The sequence below is a fragment of the Streptomyces roseoverticillatus genome (assembly GCF_000719265.1).
GTDB lineage: Bacteria > Actinomycetota > Actinomycetes > Streptomycetales > Streptomycetaceae > Streptomyces > Streptomyces roseoverticillatus.
In genome coordinates this window covers 122,068-136,882 of record NZ_JOFL01000010.1, presented here as the reverse complement: position 1 = coordinate 136,882, position 14,815 = coordinate 122,068, and the positions used below count along the sequence as shown (strand labels likewise).

Here is a 14,815-nt window from a genome sequence, read left to right as displayed (position 1 = left end):
CCCGGCTCGCGGGAAGACGCTCCGCGTGGCAGCACGCATCGAGGACTACGCGCTCATCGGCGATCTCCAGACCGCCGCCCTGGTCGGCCGCGACGGCTCGGTCGACTGGCTCTGCCTGCCCCGCTTCGACTCCGCCGCCTGCTTCGCCGCCCTCCTGGGCGACGAGGACAACGGCCACTGGCGCCTGGCCCCCGCCGGCACCGGCCCCGGCACCCCCTGCACCCGCCGCTCCTACCTCCCGGACTCCCTCGTCCTCGAAACCGTCTGGGAAACGGCCGACGGCACCGTCAAGGTCACCGACTTCATGCCCCAGCGCGACCGCGCCCCCGACGTCGTCCGCATCGTCGAGGGCGTCTCCGGCAGCGTCGACATGCTCGGCGTCCTCCGCCTGCGCTTCGACTACGGCAGCGTCGTCCCGTGGATACGGCGCTCCGACGGCCACCGCGTCGCCGTCGCCGGCCCCGACTCCGCCTGGCTGCGCAGCGAGCCCCCCGTCAGGACGTACGGCCACGACTTCAGCACCCGCTCCGAGTTCACCGTCTCCGCCGGCGACAAGGTCGCCTTCGTCCTCACCTGGCACCCCTCCCACCAGCCCCGCCCCGCCCTCGTCGACCCCCACGAAGCCCTCCGCCACAGCCTGGAGGACTGGCGCGAGTGGGCGGGCCGCTGCACCTACGACGGCCCCCACCGCGAAGCCGTCGTCCGCTCCCTGATCACCCTCAAGGCCCTCACCTACGCCCCCACCGGAGGCATCGCCGCCGCCTGCACCACCTCCCTCCCCGAAGAGATCGGCGGCGTCCGCAACTGGGACTACCGCTACTGCTGGCTGCGCGACTCCACCCTCACCCTCGGCGCCCTCCTCTCCGCCGGCTACGGCGACGAGGCCGCCGCCTGGCGCGCCTGGCTCCTGCGCGCCGCCGCCGGCGACCCCGCCGACCTCCAGGTCATGTACGGCCTCGCCGGCGAGCGCCGGCTGACCGAGACCGAGCTGCCCTGGCTCACCGGCTACGAGCGCTCCGCCCCCGTCCGCGTCGGCAACGGCGCCGTCAAACAGCTCCAGCTCGACGTCTACGGCGAGGTCATGGACTCCCTCCACCTCTGCCGCCGCTGGGGCCTGCCCGCCAAGCCCCACGAGTGGAAGCTCCAGCGCTGCCTGATGGAGTACATCAAGGACCACTGGCGCGAGCCCGACGAAGGCATCTGGGAGATCCGCAGCCCCCGCCGGCACTTCGTCCACTCCAAGGTCATGGCCTGGGTCGCCGCCGACCGCGCCGTCCGCGCCCTCGAAGCCGAGCCCGGCCTGGACGGCGACCTCGACGGCTGGCGCGCCATGCGCGACGAGGTCCACCGCGAGGTCTGCGAACGGGGCTTCGACGCCGAGCGCAACACCTTCACCCAGTCCTACGGCTCCCGCGAGCTCGACGCCGCCACGCTCCTCATCCCCCGCGTCGGCTTCCTCCCGCCCGGCGACCCCCGCGTCACCGGCACCGTCGACGCGGTCCGCCGCGAGCTCTCCCACGGCGGGCTCCTGCGCCGCTACACCACCGACCTCAAGCCCATGGACGGCATCCCCGGAAACGAGGGCGCCTTCCTGGCCTGCTCCTTCTGGCTGGCCGAGGCCCTGCACAGGACCGGCCGCACCGAAGAGGCCCGCACCCTCTTCGAACGGCTCCTCTCCCTCCGCAACGACGTCGGCCTCCTGGCCGAGGAGTACGACCCCGACGCCCTGCGCCACCTGGGCAACCACCCCCAGGCGTTCAGTCACATCGGCCTGGTCAACGCCGCCCTCACCCTCTTCTCTCCGCAAGACTGACCCCATGGATCTAGGACTGAAAGACCGCGCGTACGTCCTCACCGGGGCCACGAGAGGCCTCGGCAACGCCACCGCGCAGGAACTCATCGCCGACGGCGCCAAGGCCGTGGTGACCGGCCGCACGGAGGAATCCGCACGATCCGCCGCGACGGCCCTGGGCCCCAACGCCCTCGGAGTGGCGGCCGACAACGCCGACCCCGCCACCCCGGACCGCGTGATCGCCGCGGCCCGCGATCACTTCGGCGGCTTCGACGGCATCCTCATCAGCGTGGGCGGCCCGCCCGCGGGAACCGCGGCGGACGTCAGCGACGACCAATGGCAACGGGCCATCGACACGATCTTCCTCGGCGCCATCCGCATGGCCCGCACCGCCGCGCGCGAACTCTCCGGAGGAGGCGTGATCGGCTTCGTCCTCTCGGCATCGGTCCACGAGCCGATCCCGGGCCTGACCATCTCCAACGCCCTCCGCCCGGGCCTGGCCGGCTTCGCGAAGTCCCTCTCCGCGGAACTGGGCCCGCGGGGCATCCGCGTCATAGGCCTCCTCCCCCACCGCATCGACACGGACAGGGTCAGAGAACTGGACGCGCTCTCGGACGACCCTCAAAGAACACGGCAACACCACGCGGCGCAGATCCCCCTGGGCCGCTACGGCACCCCGCAGGAATTCGGCAAGGCCGCAGCCTTCCTCCTCTCCCCCGCGGCCTCCTACCTCACCGGCGTGATGCTGCCGGTGGACGGCGGCGCGCACCACGGATTCTGAGACCGGCGGTCACCGGGCGACGAGCCGGGAGGTGCCGGGGCCGCCCCGTCACCCCACCCGCTCGGCCCGGTGCCGAACCGCCCGCACCCGTACCTCCACCGGCAACCGCCCCACCCCCGCCGACACCCGCGCGTGCTCCAGCGCCTCACCGTCCAGCCGCGACAGCGCCACCGCCGGCGACGCGTGCGGCGCCAGCGTCAGCCCCACCCGCGCCTCCGGCGCCGTCCGCCGCCCCAGCAACGCGACCAGCGCCCGCTCCACCCCTTCCTGCGCCTCCGCCTCGGCGCACACCGCTTCCTCCAGCGCTCTCCCCCGCAGCACCGCCTCCTCGCCGTCCCCGCAGTCCACGACGAGCTCCCGCAGCCGGCGCCGCCGCACCTGTGCCAGCAGCCACCACAGCGCCAGCAGCACCACGACGCCGAGCCCGGCGATGACGGCGGGCCACCACCAGCCCTCGCCCCGCCACTTGGTCTGCGCGGCCCGGCTCAGCAGCACGTCCCGCGGCCCGTCGAACGGCCAGGCCGACGGCAGGGTGAGGCCCCACCGCCGCTGGAGATCGAGCGAGCCGACCAGCACGGCCGCCCCGAGCCCCACGAGTACGACTCCGGCCGCGCCCACCAGCACCCGGTTGACACCCTTCAACACCGCACGCCCCTCAACACCGCACGCCGCCCCTCACTTCTTCTCACTTCTTCGCCGGCCGGCCGACCCGCACCGACACCCCGGGTTCCCGCGCAAGCCCCAGCTTGCGCACTCCCTCCACCATCACGCCCTTCACGTCGGCCCGTACGTCGTCGAGGTCCCGGAAGTGGGACTGCGCCCGTACGTTCACGCGATGGCGCCCCACCTTGACCCGTACGGACTGCACTCCGGACACCTCCATGGCCCGGTCCCGCAGGACGAGCGCCGCGGCGCGCCGGTCGATCCCGGCGCGGAGGTCGGCGCGGCCGGGCCGCATGGGCAGCACGGACCGCAGCCCGGGCGTGACGGCGAGGAGAACCAGCCACAGCCCGACGACCACGGCGACGACAGCACCCCCCACGACCCACCCGTCCCCGAGGGGCCGCGTGGCGAGCTCGTGGGCCAGTCGCCGCCGCCACTCCATCGCCGGCCGGTGCGCGCGGACGGCGGCGACGTCGTACAGCAGGAGTCCGGCCGCCCCCAGGACCACGGCGGCCACCAGAAAGGCGGGCACCCGCCGCACGGCCCAGAACCGCCGGGCACCCGGGACCCCGCCCCCGGCCTCGCCGCCCCCGCCTTCGATCCCGCCGCCTCCGCCCCCGCCCTCGATCCCGCTCACCGCACCCGCTCCCGCCCCGCCGACACCGTGTGCACGGAGTGCAGCCGCTCCACGGTGACGGCCACTTCCGGCACGTCCATCCCCGCCAGGGCCTTCACCCGTTCGGCGATCCGCCGCCGCACCTCACCGCACTGCGCCCCGATGTCCGAGGGATAGCCGAGCTCGACGGCGACGCGCACCCGGACGATGTCGTCGTGCACGGTGACGTCGGCGTACGGCGGCCCGGCACCGGCCCCGCCCGCAGCACCGAACCCCCGCGCCACGGCAGCGCCCAGCGCCTCCCGGGCCGCCTGCGAAGCGATCTTCGCGACCACGCGGTCCGCGATCCGGGTCGCCCCGCGCTCACCTGCCGGAAGCGTCACCGCCGCCGCCCGTCCCGGTCCCGCGTCCGGAAGAACTCCCCCGGATCCAGGTCCCCGTCGAGAAAGCGGCCCACCACGAACCCGAGCGCCCCGAGGGCGGCTACGAGCAGAAACGCCCCGAACCCGCCGAAGTACCCGGCGAACCCGAGCGCCATACCGGCGATCAGGCCGACCACGGCCATGCTCATCGCGAGCTCCTCCACTGAAGACGGGACCGGACCTACTGAAGCCTCGGCTCCGGCTCGTCCTCTTCCTCGTCGGGCAGCTTCACGTCGGTGACGGCGATGTTGACCTCGACGACCTCCAGCCCGGTCATCCGCTCCACCGCCCCGATGACGTTCTCCCGCACGGACCGGGCGACGTCGGCGATCGCCACCCCGTAGTCCACGACGATCTCCAGATCGAGGGCCGTCTGGACCTCGCCGACCTCGGCCTTCACGCCGCGCGCGACCGACCTGCTGCCGCCCGGCACCCGGTCCCGGACGGCCCCGAACGTCCGCGAGAGGCCACTGCCCATCGCGTGGACGCCGACGACGTCGCGGGCCGCGAGCCCGGCTATCTTCTCCACCACCCCGTCGGCGATCGTGGTGCGGCCGCGGTCGGCCGGGGCGGTCGGAACGCTCTCGCTGCTGTGCACGGTCTCGCTCATCGTCCATTCGCCTCTCTCGGCTACGGGCCATGGGCTGTGGGCTCCCTTTGCCACCTTAGGTGCGCATTCCCCGGACCGCTCGGGGGATCCGGGGGAAACGACCGGAGCGGGCCACGGCCGGAGTGAGCCGCCGGTCCGGCTACGCGCCCGGCGTGCGACGGCATCGAGGCAGGCCACAGGGGCCGCCACCGGCCCCGGCTGTCATGCTCACAGCGATAGAATCCCGCCTTGATCGATCAAGGCGGCGGGGCGGCGGCATCCCCCGGAGAGCGGCACGGCATGGCGTGCGCATCCGCGTGATCGGCGTCGCGTAAGCCCTGGACGAGCTTCCGCGGAAATCTTGACGACTCGACGAAGCGACACCGCACCACAGGGGGAAATCCGCATGGCGCTGAGACATCTGCTGACCGGCAACGGGCTGAGCCTCGCACGCCACGCCCGCCGCCACGCCAACGGCATCTTCGCCGCCCCCAGCCCCGGCCGGGTCATCGACCCCGTCATAGGCCGCGTCCAGAAGGCGCGGGCCGTCGCCGGCGCGCTCACCACGTTCCTGCTGATATCCGTCTACGGCGTGGACGGCGGCTGGAGCGCCGTGTTCGAGGACGGCTTCACCAAGCTGTTCCTGGCGCCCCTCGTGCTGATCCTCGTCGGCCCGCTCGTGATCGCCGGATTCATCTGGTACGCACCGTCACAGCACCGCCCCATGCTGCGCTCACGGCTGCGCTACCCGCTCAAGGCCATCGGCTGGTACCTGGGCATACCGATCGGCGCGGTCGGTGCGGTGCTGCTCCTCCTCGCGCTGAGCAAGGCGCTGGAGGGGATCCTCGTGCTCCAGGCCGTGATCTTCCTGGCCGTCCTGATCGCAGGCATCCCCCTGCTGATCTGGGCAGGATCCTTCCTCTTCTTCGCCTCGGGCGCCGCCGCCCGCTACGCCTTCAACACGGCCGACGTCCACGCCGCCCTGCCGGCCGTCCTCACGGCCGTCCTCGTGTGGGTGCTGAACGTCGCCCAGCTCGGTGACGGCCTGCCGAACGGGCCGCTGGGCGTGCAGATCGCCGCCTTCCTCGGCGGCCCGCTGTCCGTCACGGCCGTGTCGTACTGGGAGCTGCGCGTGCTGCGCACCCGCTACGGGGTCCGCGTCCGGGGCTGAACCGAACGCGACCCCCTGACGCCGGCCCTCCGCTACTCCCCCACGCCCGCCAGGTCCCGCAGCCGCCGCCCCTGCGCGGCCCGCTCCGCGGCCCGCTGCTCGTCGTACGTGCGCCCGGCCGCGCCCCGCAGCAGCGCCTTGGTCTCGACGACGGCGTCCCGCGGGGCGGCGAGGAGCGCCGCGGCGAGGTCGTGGACGGCGCCGTCGAGCTCGCCGGCCGGCACCACGAGGTTGGCGAGCCCGGCGCGCTCGGCCTCCGCGGCGCGCACGAAGCGGCCGGTGGCGCAGATCTCCAGCGCGCGGGCGTAGCCGACGAGGGAGACCAGCGGCTGCGTGCCGCCGAGGTCCGGCACCAGGCCCAGGCTGGTCTCGCGCATGGCGAACTGCACGTCCTCCGCGCAGACCCGCAGGTCACAGGCGAGCGCAAGCTGGAAGCCGGCGCCTATCGCATGGCCCTGGACCGCGGCGATGGAGACGATGTCGTTGCGCCGCCACCAGGTGAACGCGGACTGGTACGCGGAGATCTCGGCGTCGAGCGCCTCGTCGCTCCCGCGGGCCAGGTCGATGAAGGAGGGCTCGCCCTCGAAGCCCTCGGGGGTGAAGGCCTGCCGGTCGAGTCCGGCGGAGAAGGACTGGCCCTCGCCGCGCAGCACGACGATCCGGACGCTGCCCGGGAGCAGCCGTCCGGCTTCGGTCAGGGCCCGCCAGAGCGCGGGCGACTGGGCGTTGCGCTTGGCGGGGTTGGTGAGGGTGACGGTGGCCACCGCGTCGTCCACGGTGAGCCGGACGCCGTCACGGTCGAGCAGGGTGTCGAGCAGAGTCTTGTCGTTGGGGGCGGTCATCGAAGGGCCTCCGATCGGGCTACTGCACAGTAGGTGACTGCACAGTAACCACCCGGCCGACTGCTCGACCGACCGGGTGGCACTGCCCACACTGTCGGTGCCCTGGGTGCGCGGGGCGTCAGGCCGAGGCGGCCTTCTTGCCGCGCGTCGCTCCGCCGCGACCCCGGAGGATCACGCCGGATTCACTGAGCATCCGATGAACGAAGCCGTAGGAGCGGCCGGTCTCTTCGGCCAGCGCCCTGATGCTCGCACCGGAGTCGTACTTCTTCTTCAGGTCTGCCGCGAGCTTCTCGCGCGCGGCGCCGGTCACCCGGCTGCCCTTCTTCAGAGTCTCGGCCACCCGTGCCTCCTCATGGGAGATGCGCCTCTTGACTCTCATGATCACCCCTATACGGCCTCCTGGCCACCCATTCGACAAGGTCCATGAGAAGTCCGCGGCCCCCGGCGGCCCCGATTTCCGGCGTTCACAGGCCTCGGAGCAGGTAATTCCGAACGGTCGCGCTCGTACGGCCGTACGGGTGGCGTAGCGAAGGGGCAGGTCAGACGGGGCACTCCCGACCGGAGGTGCGAACGCCCCGGCGCATGGCACGGGTCGTGCGCCGGGGCAGCGGGTGACAGCGGGGTACGAGCCGCACTCACTCAGATGATGGATCACCCGTCGGCCGAATGATCGGGACGGCACCGATCACGCCGTCACGGAGCGCTACGGAGCGCCCGGGCACGGGCCAGGGCTCGGGTGGGCGGCCGCGGGGAAGGCCGCGGGAGGCCGCGGGAGGCCGCGGGAGCCGCGGAAGGACGACGGCCGTCACGGCCCCGGATCAGGCGAGCGTGACCAGGTCCGCGTAGTCCGGGCCCCAGAGGTCCTCGACGCCGTCCGGCAGCAGGATGATGCGCTCGGGTTCGAGGGCCTCGACCGCGCCCTCGTCGTGGGTGACGAGGATGACCGCGCCCTTGTAGGTGCGCAGGGCGCCGAGGATCTCCTCACGGCTGGCCGGGTCGAGGTTGTTGGTGGGCTCGTCGAGGAGCAGCACGTTGGCGGACGAGACGACCAGGGTCGCCAGCGCGAGGCGGGTCTTCTCGCCACCGGAGAGCACGCCGGCCGGCTTGTCGACGTCGTCGCCGGAGAAGAGGAACGAACCGAGCGTCTTGCGGACCTCGACGAGGTCCAGGTCGGGCGCGGAGGAACGCATGTTCTCCAGGACGGTGCGCTCGGGGTCGAGCGTCTCGTGCTCCTGGGCGTAGTAGCCCATCTTCAGGCCGTGGCCCTCGATGACCTGTCCGGTGTCGGGCTTCTCGGCGCCCGCGAGCAGGCGCAGCAGCGTGGTCTTGCCGGCGCCGTTGAGGCCGAGGATGACGACGCGGGAGCCCTTGTCGATGGCCAGGTCGACGTCGGTGAAGATCTCGAGCGAGCCGTAGGACTTGGAGAGGCCCTCCGCCATCAGCGGGGTCTTGCCGCACGGCGCGGGGTCGGGGAAGCGGAGCTTGGCGACCTTGTCGGAGACCCGTACCGCTTCGAGGCCGGACAGCAGGCGCTCGGCGCGCTTGGCCATGTTCTGCGCGGCGACGGTCTTGGTCGCCTTGGCGCGCATCTTGTCGGCCTGCGAGTTGAGGGCCGCGGCCTTCTTCTCGGCGTTCTGCCGCTCGCGCTTGCGGCGCTTCTCGTCGGCCTCGCGCTGCTGCTGGTACAGCTTCCAGCCCATGTTGTAGACGTCGATCTGCGAGCGGTTCGCGTCCAGGTAGAAGACCTTGTTGACGACGGTCTCGACGAGGTCGACGTCGTGGGAGATCACGATGAAGCCGCCGCGGTACGTCTTGAGGTAGTCGCGCAGCCAGACGATCGAGTCGGCGTCGAGGTGGTTGGTCGGCTCGTCGAGGAGCAGGGTGTCGGCGTCGGAGAAGAGGATCCGGGCGAGCTCGACGCGGCGGCGCTGGCCGCCGGAGAGGGTGTGCAGGGGCTGGCCGAGCACCCGGTCGGGCAGGCTCAGCGCGGCGGCGATGGTGGCGGCCTCCGACTCGGCGGCGTAGCCGCCCTTGGTCAGGAACTCCGTCTCCAGGCGCTCGTACTTCTTCATCGCCTTCTCGCGGGTGGCGCCCTTGCCGTTGGCCATCCGGTCCTCGTTCTCGCGCATCTTGCGGAGGACCTCGTCCAGGCCGCGCGCGGAGAGGATGCGGTCGCGGGCGAGGACGTCGAGGTCGCCGGTGCGGGGGTCCTGCGGGAGGTAGCCGACCTCGCCGGAGCGGGAGATCGTGCCACCCGCGGGCATGCCCTCGCCGGCCAGGCACTTGGTGAGGGTGGTCTTGCCCGCGCCGTTGCGGCCCACGAGGCCGATGCGGTCGCCCTTGGCGATACGGAAGGACGCGTTCTCGATGAGGATGCGGGCGCCGGCGCGCAGCTCGATGCCGGAAGCGGTGATCACGGGGATTACTCCAGGGCGTGGTGGACGGCGGTGGGGACGGGAGTGAACTCGGCCGCGCGCGGGGGCGCGCCTCTGCGGGCGCGGGCGGGCGGCGGCCGACGCCGTCTAATGCACGAGGAGGAATGCCATACCCATCAGTCTAACGGTGAAGCGCAACCGGCTTCCGGGGCCGGGCGGCGTCCTGGCTCCGCCGGGGCACAGAGCCGTTGCGGGGGCGCTGCGCGTCCCCGCTCCGCCGCGCCCGGCGGCACCGGCAGATTGATCAGGGGGTGCCCCGCACGCATGCCTCCGCCGCAGCGGTGATCAGCCGCGACGGTGGATTCCGGCGGTGCCGTACCGAGCCTGGCCGGGGCGCAGCGGCCTGGCCCGGCGCGGCACCGCCGGTAGCCGCCGCGGGGCGTCTCGCCGTTGCGGCGGAGACCTTGCCGGCGCGGCCGGTGCACTCCGGCCCCGGACCCGGGTCGCGGCCGAGCCCGCGAGCGGGCTCCCCGGCCTCCCGGTGGCCGGGCCCGGCCCGGCATCGCCGGTAGCCGTCGTCGGGCGTCTCGCCGTTGTGGCGGAAGAGTCTGCCGCGGCGACAGCACCGCGCCGGCGGCAGCGGATCCGCCGGTACCCCGGGCGAAGGCCCCCCGTCGCCCCGCCGCTAAGCGAACGGGCCCGTCGCGGAGACCGCCGCGATGCGGGACGTCCAGGGCGTTCCCGGGGCGCAGTGGCGGGCGATCAGGAGGAGGCCCGCTTGGTGGGCCGTGCGGGTGGGGTCGAAGGCGCAGCCGGGGCCCGCCTCGCGGTGCCAGCGGAGGTCGCCGTCGCCGGGCCCGTACGCGGTGACGAGCCGCGGGGTGACGACGGCCACCGCGCCCGGCGGCGTGCCGAGCAGGTGGAGGGCGCCGGGCGCGGGCCGGCCCCGGGCGCCGGGGACGCCGCGGTGCCAGACGGAGAGGGCGCGGCCGTGGAGGGTGGTGCCGGTGACGAGGCCGTCGTCCCAGAGGGCGACGGCCTCGCCGCGGGCGGGGCGGGCGGCCTGGAGCGGGCGGTGGCCTTCGCGGGCGTACGTCCAGCGGCGGGCGCCCGTGTCCGGGTCGTACGCCTCAAGGCCGCCCCGCGCGAGGCGCAGCCGGGGCGGGCGGGCGGCACCGGCGGGGCGGGCGGCGTGCAGGGTAAGGCGGTCTCCGAAGGGGGCGTGCCGTTCGTGGCGGGCCGCGGCGGCCGGCGGCAGGGCCGGGAGCAGGGTGGCGAGGAGGAGCGCGAGGGCGGCCCGGAAGGGGGTGCGGTGAGCGTCGTGCACCGTGTCCGCCGTCGCCATGAGGGCACTCCTTCCGTACCGTTTGTCCTGGATATCCGGGCGCCGCCGGCCGGCCCCGCCGACACGCCGGACCGGACACCCGAGCAATAGCGACATATGGCGCGATTCACCGATACTCAGGGGGTGGGAAGGCGGTGGGCGCATGCAGTTCGACGACGACGCGGGGCTGGACACCTCCCAGGTCCAGGACCAGCGCGGCGGCCGGATCCCGGGCGGCGGGGTGACGATCGGCGGCGGCATCGTGGGCCTGATCGCCCTGGTCCTGGGGCTGTTCTTCGGCATCGGGCCGCAGGAGCTCGGGCTGACCTCGGAGCCTGCGCCCGGCGGCACGGCGAGCAGCGACGCGCAGGTCAACCAGCACTGCCGGACGGGGCGCGACGCCAACACCCGCGAGGACTGCCGGATCGTCGCCGTGGTCAACAGCGCCCAGTCGTTCTGGAGCCAGGAGTTCGGCCGCCGCTCCGGGACGTACACCCCGGCGTCGACCGTCTTCTTCACGGGTCAGGTCCGTACGGCCTGCGGGGCCGCGTCCTCGGCCGTCGGGCCGTTCTACTGCCCGGGCGACCGCAAGGTCTACCTCGACCTGGGGTTCTTCAACGAGCTGCGGACCAAGTTCGGTGCCGCCGGCGGCCCGTTCGCGGAGGCGTACGTCGTCGCGCACGAGTACGGGCACCACATCCAGAACCTGATGGGCACGCTGGGCCGCGCCCAGGACCGGCGCACGGGCGCCGAGAGCAACTCCGTCAAGGTCGAGCTGCAGGCCGACTGCTACGCCGGGGTCTGGGCCCGGCACGCCACGACGACGCCCGAGAAGTCCACCGGGCGACCGCTGATCAGCCGGTTGACGCAGGCGGACATCGACGACGGCCTGTCCGCGGCCGCGGCTGTCGGCGATGACCGCATCCAGGAGAAGTTCCAGGGCCGGGTGACCCCGGAGAGCTGGACGCACGGCTCGGCCGCGCAGCGGCAGCAGTGGTTCAACACGGGGTACAGCACCGGGGACATGGCCCGCTGCAATACGTTCCGCTGAGCGGGGAGCAACCGTTAAGGAGTGACATCGGATGACAGGCACGCACACGCCGAGCATCTATCCCACGCTGCTCTACCGCGACGCGAAGGCGGCGATCAAGCAGCTCACCAAGGCGTTCGGCTTCACACAGGCCGCCCTGTACGAGAGCGAGGACGGCACGGTCCTGCACGCCGAACTCGCCTACGGCAACGGCAGGGTGATGATCGGTTCGAAGGGCCGGGTGGGGGTGTTCGCCGAGGCCATGCGGGAGAGCGGGCCGGTGGGCGTCTACGTCGTGGTCGAGAACACCGACACGCACTTCCGGCGAGCGCAGAAGGGCGGGGTGGAGATCCTGATGCCGCCGACGGACCAGGAGTACGGCTCGCGGGACTACATGGCGCGGGACCTGGAGGGAAACGTGTGGAGCTTCGGGACGTACGTCCCGGCGGGCTGAGCCCGGCCGGGCGGGCCGGGCTCACCTCGCGCGGCGGGGCGCGCCGCTCAGACGCCGCCCGTGTGCACCTGGAAGGCCGCTTTCCGGACAGCCTTGGCCAAGGCCGGGTCCGGGTGGGCCGCCGCCAGGGCGACCAGCACCTGCACCGTGCGCGGATGTCCCACCGCCCGCACCTCCTCCAGCAGCCCCGGCACCGTGCCCTGGACCGCCGAGTCGAGGTGCCGCACAAGCAGCCGGCTCTCGCCGTGGTCGGCGACGGCGGCGGCCGTGTCCACCCACAGCCAGGTGGCCTCCTCGCGGGTGAGCACCTCGGCCGCCTGCTCCGGGTCCCGCCCCTCGTGCTCGGCGAGCCACAGCAGGGCGTACGGCCGCAGGCACGGCTCCTCCACCACGGCCCGGACGGCGGGCTCCGCGGCCGCGCCGACCGCCCGCAGCGCCTCGAATGCCAGGCCCCGGACGAGGGCGTCGTCCCCGCGGGCCGCGTCCAGCAGCTCGCACAGGGCGCTGCCGGCGGGACGGGCGGCGAGCCACGCGCGGTACTCGGCGCGGGCCGGGCCCGGGGTGAGGTCGGCGCAGCCGCGCAGCATGGCCTCGGCGGACAGCTCGATGTTGCCCGCGGGGCTCTGCGCGGCGACGCAGATCTGCTCCAGCTTGACCCACACCGCCCAGTTGCCCAGCGGGGTCAGCACGGCCTCGGCCTCCGCCCCCGCCTGCGGCCCGGGGCCGCCGCGCATGACCAGGGCGCCGACGCAGGCGAGCCCTTCGAGCGCCCAGCCGAGGAGCTCCTCCAGCGGGTCGTCGTCTATCGAGACGGGCCGGACGGCGGGGACGGGCGGGCCGCCGTAGGGGACCTCGCAGCGCTCGGCGCGGATCTCGGCGACGCGCTGCTGCAGCAGGTCGAGGAGCATCGCTACGGGCACGGGCCCGGCCGACAGGTGCATGACGGACAGCAGCTGGGGCGCGGCCTCGACGACCTCGGCGGCGACCGTCGCGTCGGTGCCCGCGGGCGCCGGGTGCGCCAGGGACCAGGCGTCGAAGAGGGCGACCCAGCCGCGCAGGACGGCGCCGTCGTCACGGTCCCAGGCCTGCATGCGCCAGCCGGGACGGGCCGTGCCGCCGTGCAGTTCGACAAGCCCGGCGAGGCGGGCGCGATCCCAGTCGGCGCGCACCTGGTGGGGCGTCAGGCCCAGGGCCGCGGCGGCCCGCCCGGCCGTCTCCGCGGAAAGCCCGGTCGTACCGGGGCGCAAGGTGGCGCCGCGGCCGCGCTCGCCGGCCGCCCAGCGGGCCACGCGGACCGCGCCGGTGAGGCAGTCTCTGGCCTGCCGGGCCAGTTCGGCCGGGGCGGGGGTGCCGGCCGGCGGGCGGGGCGCCGGGCGAGAGCCTCGGTTGGCCACGGCCCGGCGGGCAGCGGCGATCGGCTGTCGGGGGACAAGTCTGAGCCGGGAGTCGCGCGGAGTACGGGACGTCACAGGAGCAGTCTTGCCGCTGCCGCTCCGAAAACCCAATCGGAATCAATTGTCCAGCTGTCCGCCATTCACTTCCTGCCGCTGGATCAGGGCAGCTTGGGGGCTGTGGGAGCGTCACATGAAGGGGATGAGGAACCTCCGCAGCGCCTCTTCGTAACGCTCCGGGGAGGCGTTCCACATCGCGGCGTGCGGGGCCCGGCGGACGGTGTGCAGGACGATCAGATCGGGGCGGGCGGCCGCGAGTTCGCGTGACGTGTGCCACGGGGCGACGGTGTCGTCGGGGCCGTGGGCGAGGAGGGCGGGGACGGTGAGCCGGGCCGGGTCCCGGAGCCGGCCGAGCCCGTCGGGGGCCATTCCGGTCCGGCCGCGGGCGGCGTGCACGGCGAGCGGGAGGAGCGGGCCGGGCACGCCGCGGCCGGCGGCCAGGGCGTGCAGGGCGGCCGGCCAGTCGAGCACCGGCGAGTCGAGGACGACGCCGCTGATGTGCGGGCGCAGCCCGGGGTCGCTGACGGCCAGCAGGGCCATGGTGGCGCCGGTGGACCAGCCGTGCAGGACGACCCGGCGGGCGCCGTGGGCCAGGGCATAGCGGACGGCAGCGGCGAGATCGTGCCATTCGGCGAGCCCGAAACGGCTGATTCCGTCCGGTGGGCGGGGCGCCCCGGGGTCGCCCCGGTAGGCGAGGGCGAGGACCGGCAGCCGCAGGCGGTGCAGGAACGGCATGACGACCATGGGGTGCTCGCGAGTGGCGCCGAGGCCGTGCACGGCGATCACCCAGGTGTCGCGGGCGGCGGGCACGAACCAGGCCGGGAGCGGTCCGAGCTCGCCGGGGACGGTGACGTCGGCGTGGTCGAGGCCGAGGGTGTCGCGGGGGTTCCCGGCGTGGACCTGCGGGGTGAGCCACACCCGGTCGCCCGGCTCCGGCGCGCCGCGCGTGACGCGCACCAGGCGGCGGACGACGGCGTCGGCGGCGTGCGGCGCGTCCTGGACGACGGGGCCCACAACGGCGTGCAGGCCGCGCCCGGTCAGCCCGTAGGTGCCCGGGCGCAGCGAGGCCTGGTCGCGGGTGAGGGTGATGCGGTCGCCGTCGACGGAGTGGACGGTGAGCCGCGGCTGGTCCGGCGGCGGGCCGCCGGGGGCCGCGCGCAGGGCCGCGTCGGAGGCGTACCGGCCGGCCGCGAGGGCGGCTGCGCCGGCACCGACCGCGGTGACGGCGGCCACGGCTGCCGTGGTCCGTATGCCCATGTCCTCCAGTGTGGGCGGGGTGGGCGGCCACGGCCAGTGGACGCCTTC

At 74.1% G+C, this 14,815-nt stretch carries 16 protein-coding genes; 5 read left to right on the top strand and 11 right to left on the bottom strand.

Going from position 1 to position 14,815, the window contains the following annotated elements:
- Positions 1 to 25 precede the first annotated feature (25 nt).
- Both IF61_RS0113935 and IF61_RS0113930 read left to right on the top strand, forming a co-directional pair.
- The gene (locus IF61_RS0113935; protein ID WP_030366678.1) at positions 26 to 1,813 is read left to right on the top strand and encodes a glycoside hydrolase family 15 protein; all 1,788 of its coding nucleotides are present in this window, start codon (positions 26 to 28) and stop codon (positions 1,811 to 1,813) included.
- A gap of 4 nt (positions 1,814 to 1,817) precedes the next feature.
- Positions 1,818 to 2,573: an SDR family oxidoreductase gene (locus IF61_RS0113930; RefSeq protein ID WP_030366677.1), complete on the top strand. Its 756-nt coding sequence runs from the start codon at positions 1,818 to 1,820 to the stop codon at positions 2,571 to 2,573.
- 48 nt (positions 2,574 to 2,621) lie between these two features.
- Here IF61_RS0113930 and amaP read toward each other — a convergent pair whose 3' ends face one another.
- The 5 genes from amaP to IF61_RS0113905 are packed head-to-tail and all read right to left on the bottom strand — an operon-like array spanning position 2,622 to position 4,884.
- The gene (amaP, locus tag IF61_RS0113925) at positions 2,622 to 3,218 is read right to left on the bottom strand and encodes an alkaline shock response membrane anchor protein AmaP (RefSeq protein ID WP_030366676.1); all 597 of its coding nucleotides are present in this window, start codon (positions 3,216 to 3,218) and stop codon (positions 2,622 to 2,624) included.
- Between the two features lie 40 nt (positions 3,219 to 3,258).
- Positions 3,259 to 3,837, bottom strand: coding sequence for a DUF6286 domain-containing protein (locus tag IF61_RS0113920; RefSeq protein ID WP_052392684.1), 579 nt, complete (start codon positions 3,835 to 3,837; stop codon positions 3,259 to 3,261).
- A gap of 32 nt (positions 3,838 to 3,869) precedes the next feature.
- Positions 3,870 to 4,235 (bottom strand): Asp23/Gls24 family envelope stress response protein, encoded by a 366-nt coding sequence (locus IF61_RS0113915; RefSeq protein WP_030366674.1) that lies wholly within the window; start codon positions 4,233 to 4,235, stop codon positions 3,870 to 3,872.
- Complete coding sequence (locus tag IF61_RS0113910; RefSeq protein WP_030366673.1) at positions 4,232 to 4,423, bottom strand: hypothetical protein; 192 nt, start codon at positions 4,421 to 4,423, stop codon at positions 4,232 to 4,234. The genes IF61_RS0113915 and IF61_RS0113910 overlap by 4 nt, the downstream gene beginning before the upstream one ends.
- A 32-nt stretch (positions 4,424 to 4,455) precedes the next feature.
- A complete protein-coding gene (locus tag IF61_RS0113905; protein WP_030366672.1) occupies positions 4,456 to 4,884 on the bottom strand; it encodes an Asp23/Gls24 family envelope stress response protein in 429 nt (142 codons plus the stop codon).
- A 385-nt stretch (positions 4,885 to 5,269) separates the two neighbouring features.
- On the opposite strand from IF61_RS0113905, the gene IF61_RS0113900 reads away from it, so the two are divergent.
- A complete protein-coding gene (locus IF61_RS0113900; RefSeq protein WP_052392682.1) occupies positions 5,270 to 6,034 on the top strand; it encodes a hypothetical protein in 765 nt (254 codons plus the stop codon).
- 32 nt (positions 6,035 to 6,066) lie between these two features.
- On the opposite strand, the gene IF61_RS0113895 is transcribed toward IF61_RS0113900, so the two are convergent.
- The 4 genes from IF61_RS0113895 to IF61_RS0113880 all read right to left on the bottom strand — a co-directional run bounded on the left by IF61_RS0113895 (position 6,067) and on the right by IF61_RS0113880 (position 10,596).
- Positions 6,067 to 6,876, bottom strand: coding sequence for an enoyl-CoA hydratase/isomerase family protein (locus tag IF61_RS0113895; protein WP_030366670.1), 810 nt, complete (start codon positions 6,874 to 6,876; stop codon positions 6,067 to 6,069).
- Between the two features lie 118 nt (positions 6,877 to 6,994).
- A complete protein-coding gene (locus IF61_RS0113890; protein WP_030366669.1) occupies positions 6,995 to 7,216 on the bottom strand; it encodes a helix-turn-helix domain-containing protein in 222 nt (73 codons plus the stop codon).
- Between the two features lie 478 nt (positions 7,217 to 7,694).
- Positions 7,695 to 9,293 (bottom strand): ABC-F family ATP-binding cassette domain-containing protein, encoded by a 1,599-nt coding sequence (locus tag IF61_RS0113885; protein ID WP_030366668.1) that lies wholly within the window; start codon positions 9,291 to 9,293, stop codon positions 7,695 to 7,697.
- Between the two features lie 643 nt (positions 9,294 to 9,936).
- Complete coding sequence (locus IF61_RS0113880; protein WP_052392681.1) at positions 9,937 to 10,596, bottom strand: hypothetical protein; 660 nt, start codon at positions 10,594 to 10,596, stop codon at positions 9,937 to 9,939.
- A gap of 142 nt (positions 10,597 to 10,738) precedes the next feature.
- Between IF61_RS0113880 and ypfJ the strand changes: the two genes are divergently transcribed.
- Positions 10,739 to 11,626 (top strand): KPN_02809 family neutral zinc metallopeptidase, encoded by an 888-nt coding sequence (gene ypfJ / locus IF61_RS0113875; protein ID WP_030366666.1) that lies wholly within the window; start codon positions 10,739 to 10,741, stop codon positions 11,624 to 11,626.
- 31 nt (positions 11,627 to 11,657) lie between these two features.
- Positions 11,658 to 12,059: a VOC family protein gene (locus IF61_RS0113870; protein ID WP_030366665.1), complete on the top strand. Its 402-nt coding sequence runs from the start codon at positions 11,658 to 11,660 to the stop codon at positions 12,057 to 12,059.
- 47 nt (positions 12,060 to 12,106) lie between these two features.
- Here IF61_RS0113870 and IF61_RS0113865 read toward each other — a convergent pair whose 3' ends face one another.
- Together IF61_RS0113865 and IF61_RS0113860 are read right to left on the bottom strand one after the other, a co-directional pair.
- Positions 12,107 to 13,528, bottom strand: a complete 1,422-nt coding sequence (locus IF61_RS0113865) for a hypothetical protein (protein WP_078660194.1) — start codon at positions 13,526 to 13,528, stop codon at positions 12,107 to 12,109.
- A gap of 111 nt (positions 13,529 to 13,639) precedes the next feature.
- Positions 13,640 to 14,767: an alpha/beta hydrolase gene (locus IF61_RS0113860; RefSeq protein ID WP_030366663.1), complete on the bottom strand. Its 1,128-nt coding sequence runs from the start codon at positions 14,765 to 14,767 to the stop codon at positions 13,640 to 13,642.
- Positions 14,768 to 14,815 lie beyond the last annotated feature (48 nt).

Excerpts from the sequence above, each read along its gene's own strand:
- IF61_RS0113905 (WP_030366672.1), bottom strand. The coding sequence starts at position 4,884 with ATGAGCGAGACCGTGCACAGCAGCGAGAGCGTTCCGACCGCCCCGGCC.
- ypfJ (WP_030366666.1), top strand. The coding sequence starts at position 10,739 with ATGCAGTTCGACGACGACGCGGGGCTGGACACCTCCCAGGTCCAGGAC.
- IF61_RS0113900 (WP_052392682.1), top strand. The coding sequence starts at position 5,270 with ATGGCGCTGAGACATCTGCTGACCGGCAACGGGCTGAGCCTCGCACGC.
- IF61_RS0113910 (WP_030366673.1), bottom strand. The coding sequence starts at position 4,423 with ATGAGCATGGCCGTGGTCGGCCTGATCGCCGGTATGGCGCTCGGGTTC.
- IF61_RS0113895 (WP_030366670.1), bottom strand. The coding sequence starts at position 6,876 with ATGACCGCCCCCAACGACAAGACTCTGCTCGACACCCTGCTCGACCGT.
- IF61_RS0113880 (WP_052392681.1), bottom strand. The coding sequence starts at position 10,596 with ATGGCGACGGCGGACACGGTGCACGACGCTCACCGCACCCCCTTCCGG.
- IF61_RS0113930 (WP_030366677.1), top strand. The coding sequence starts at position 1,818 with ATGGATCTAGGACTGAAAGACCGCGCGTACGTCCTCACCGGGGCCACG.
- IF61_RS0113860 (WP_030366663.1), bottom strand. The coding sequence starts at position 14,767 with ATGGGCATACGGACCACGGCAGCCGTGGCCGCCGTCACCGCGGTCGGT.
- IF61_RS0113870 (WP_030366665.1), top strand. The coding sequence starts at position 11,658 with ATGACAGGCACGCACACGCCGAGCATCTATCCCACGCTGCTCTACCGC.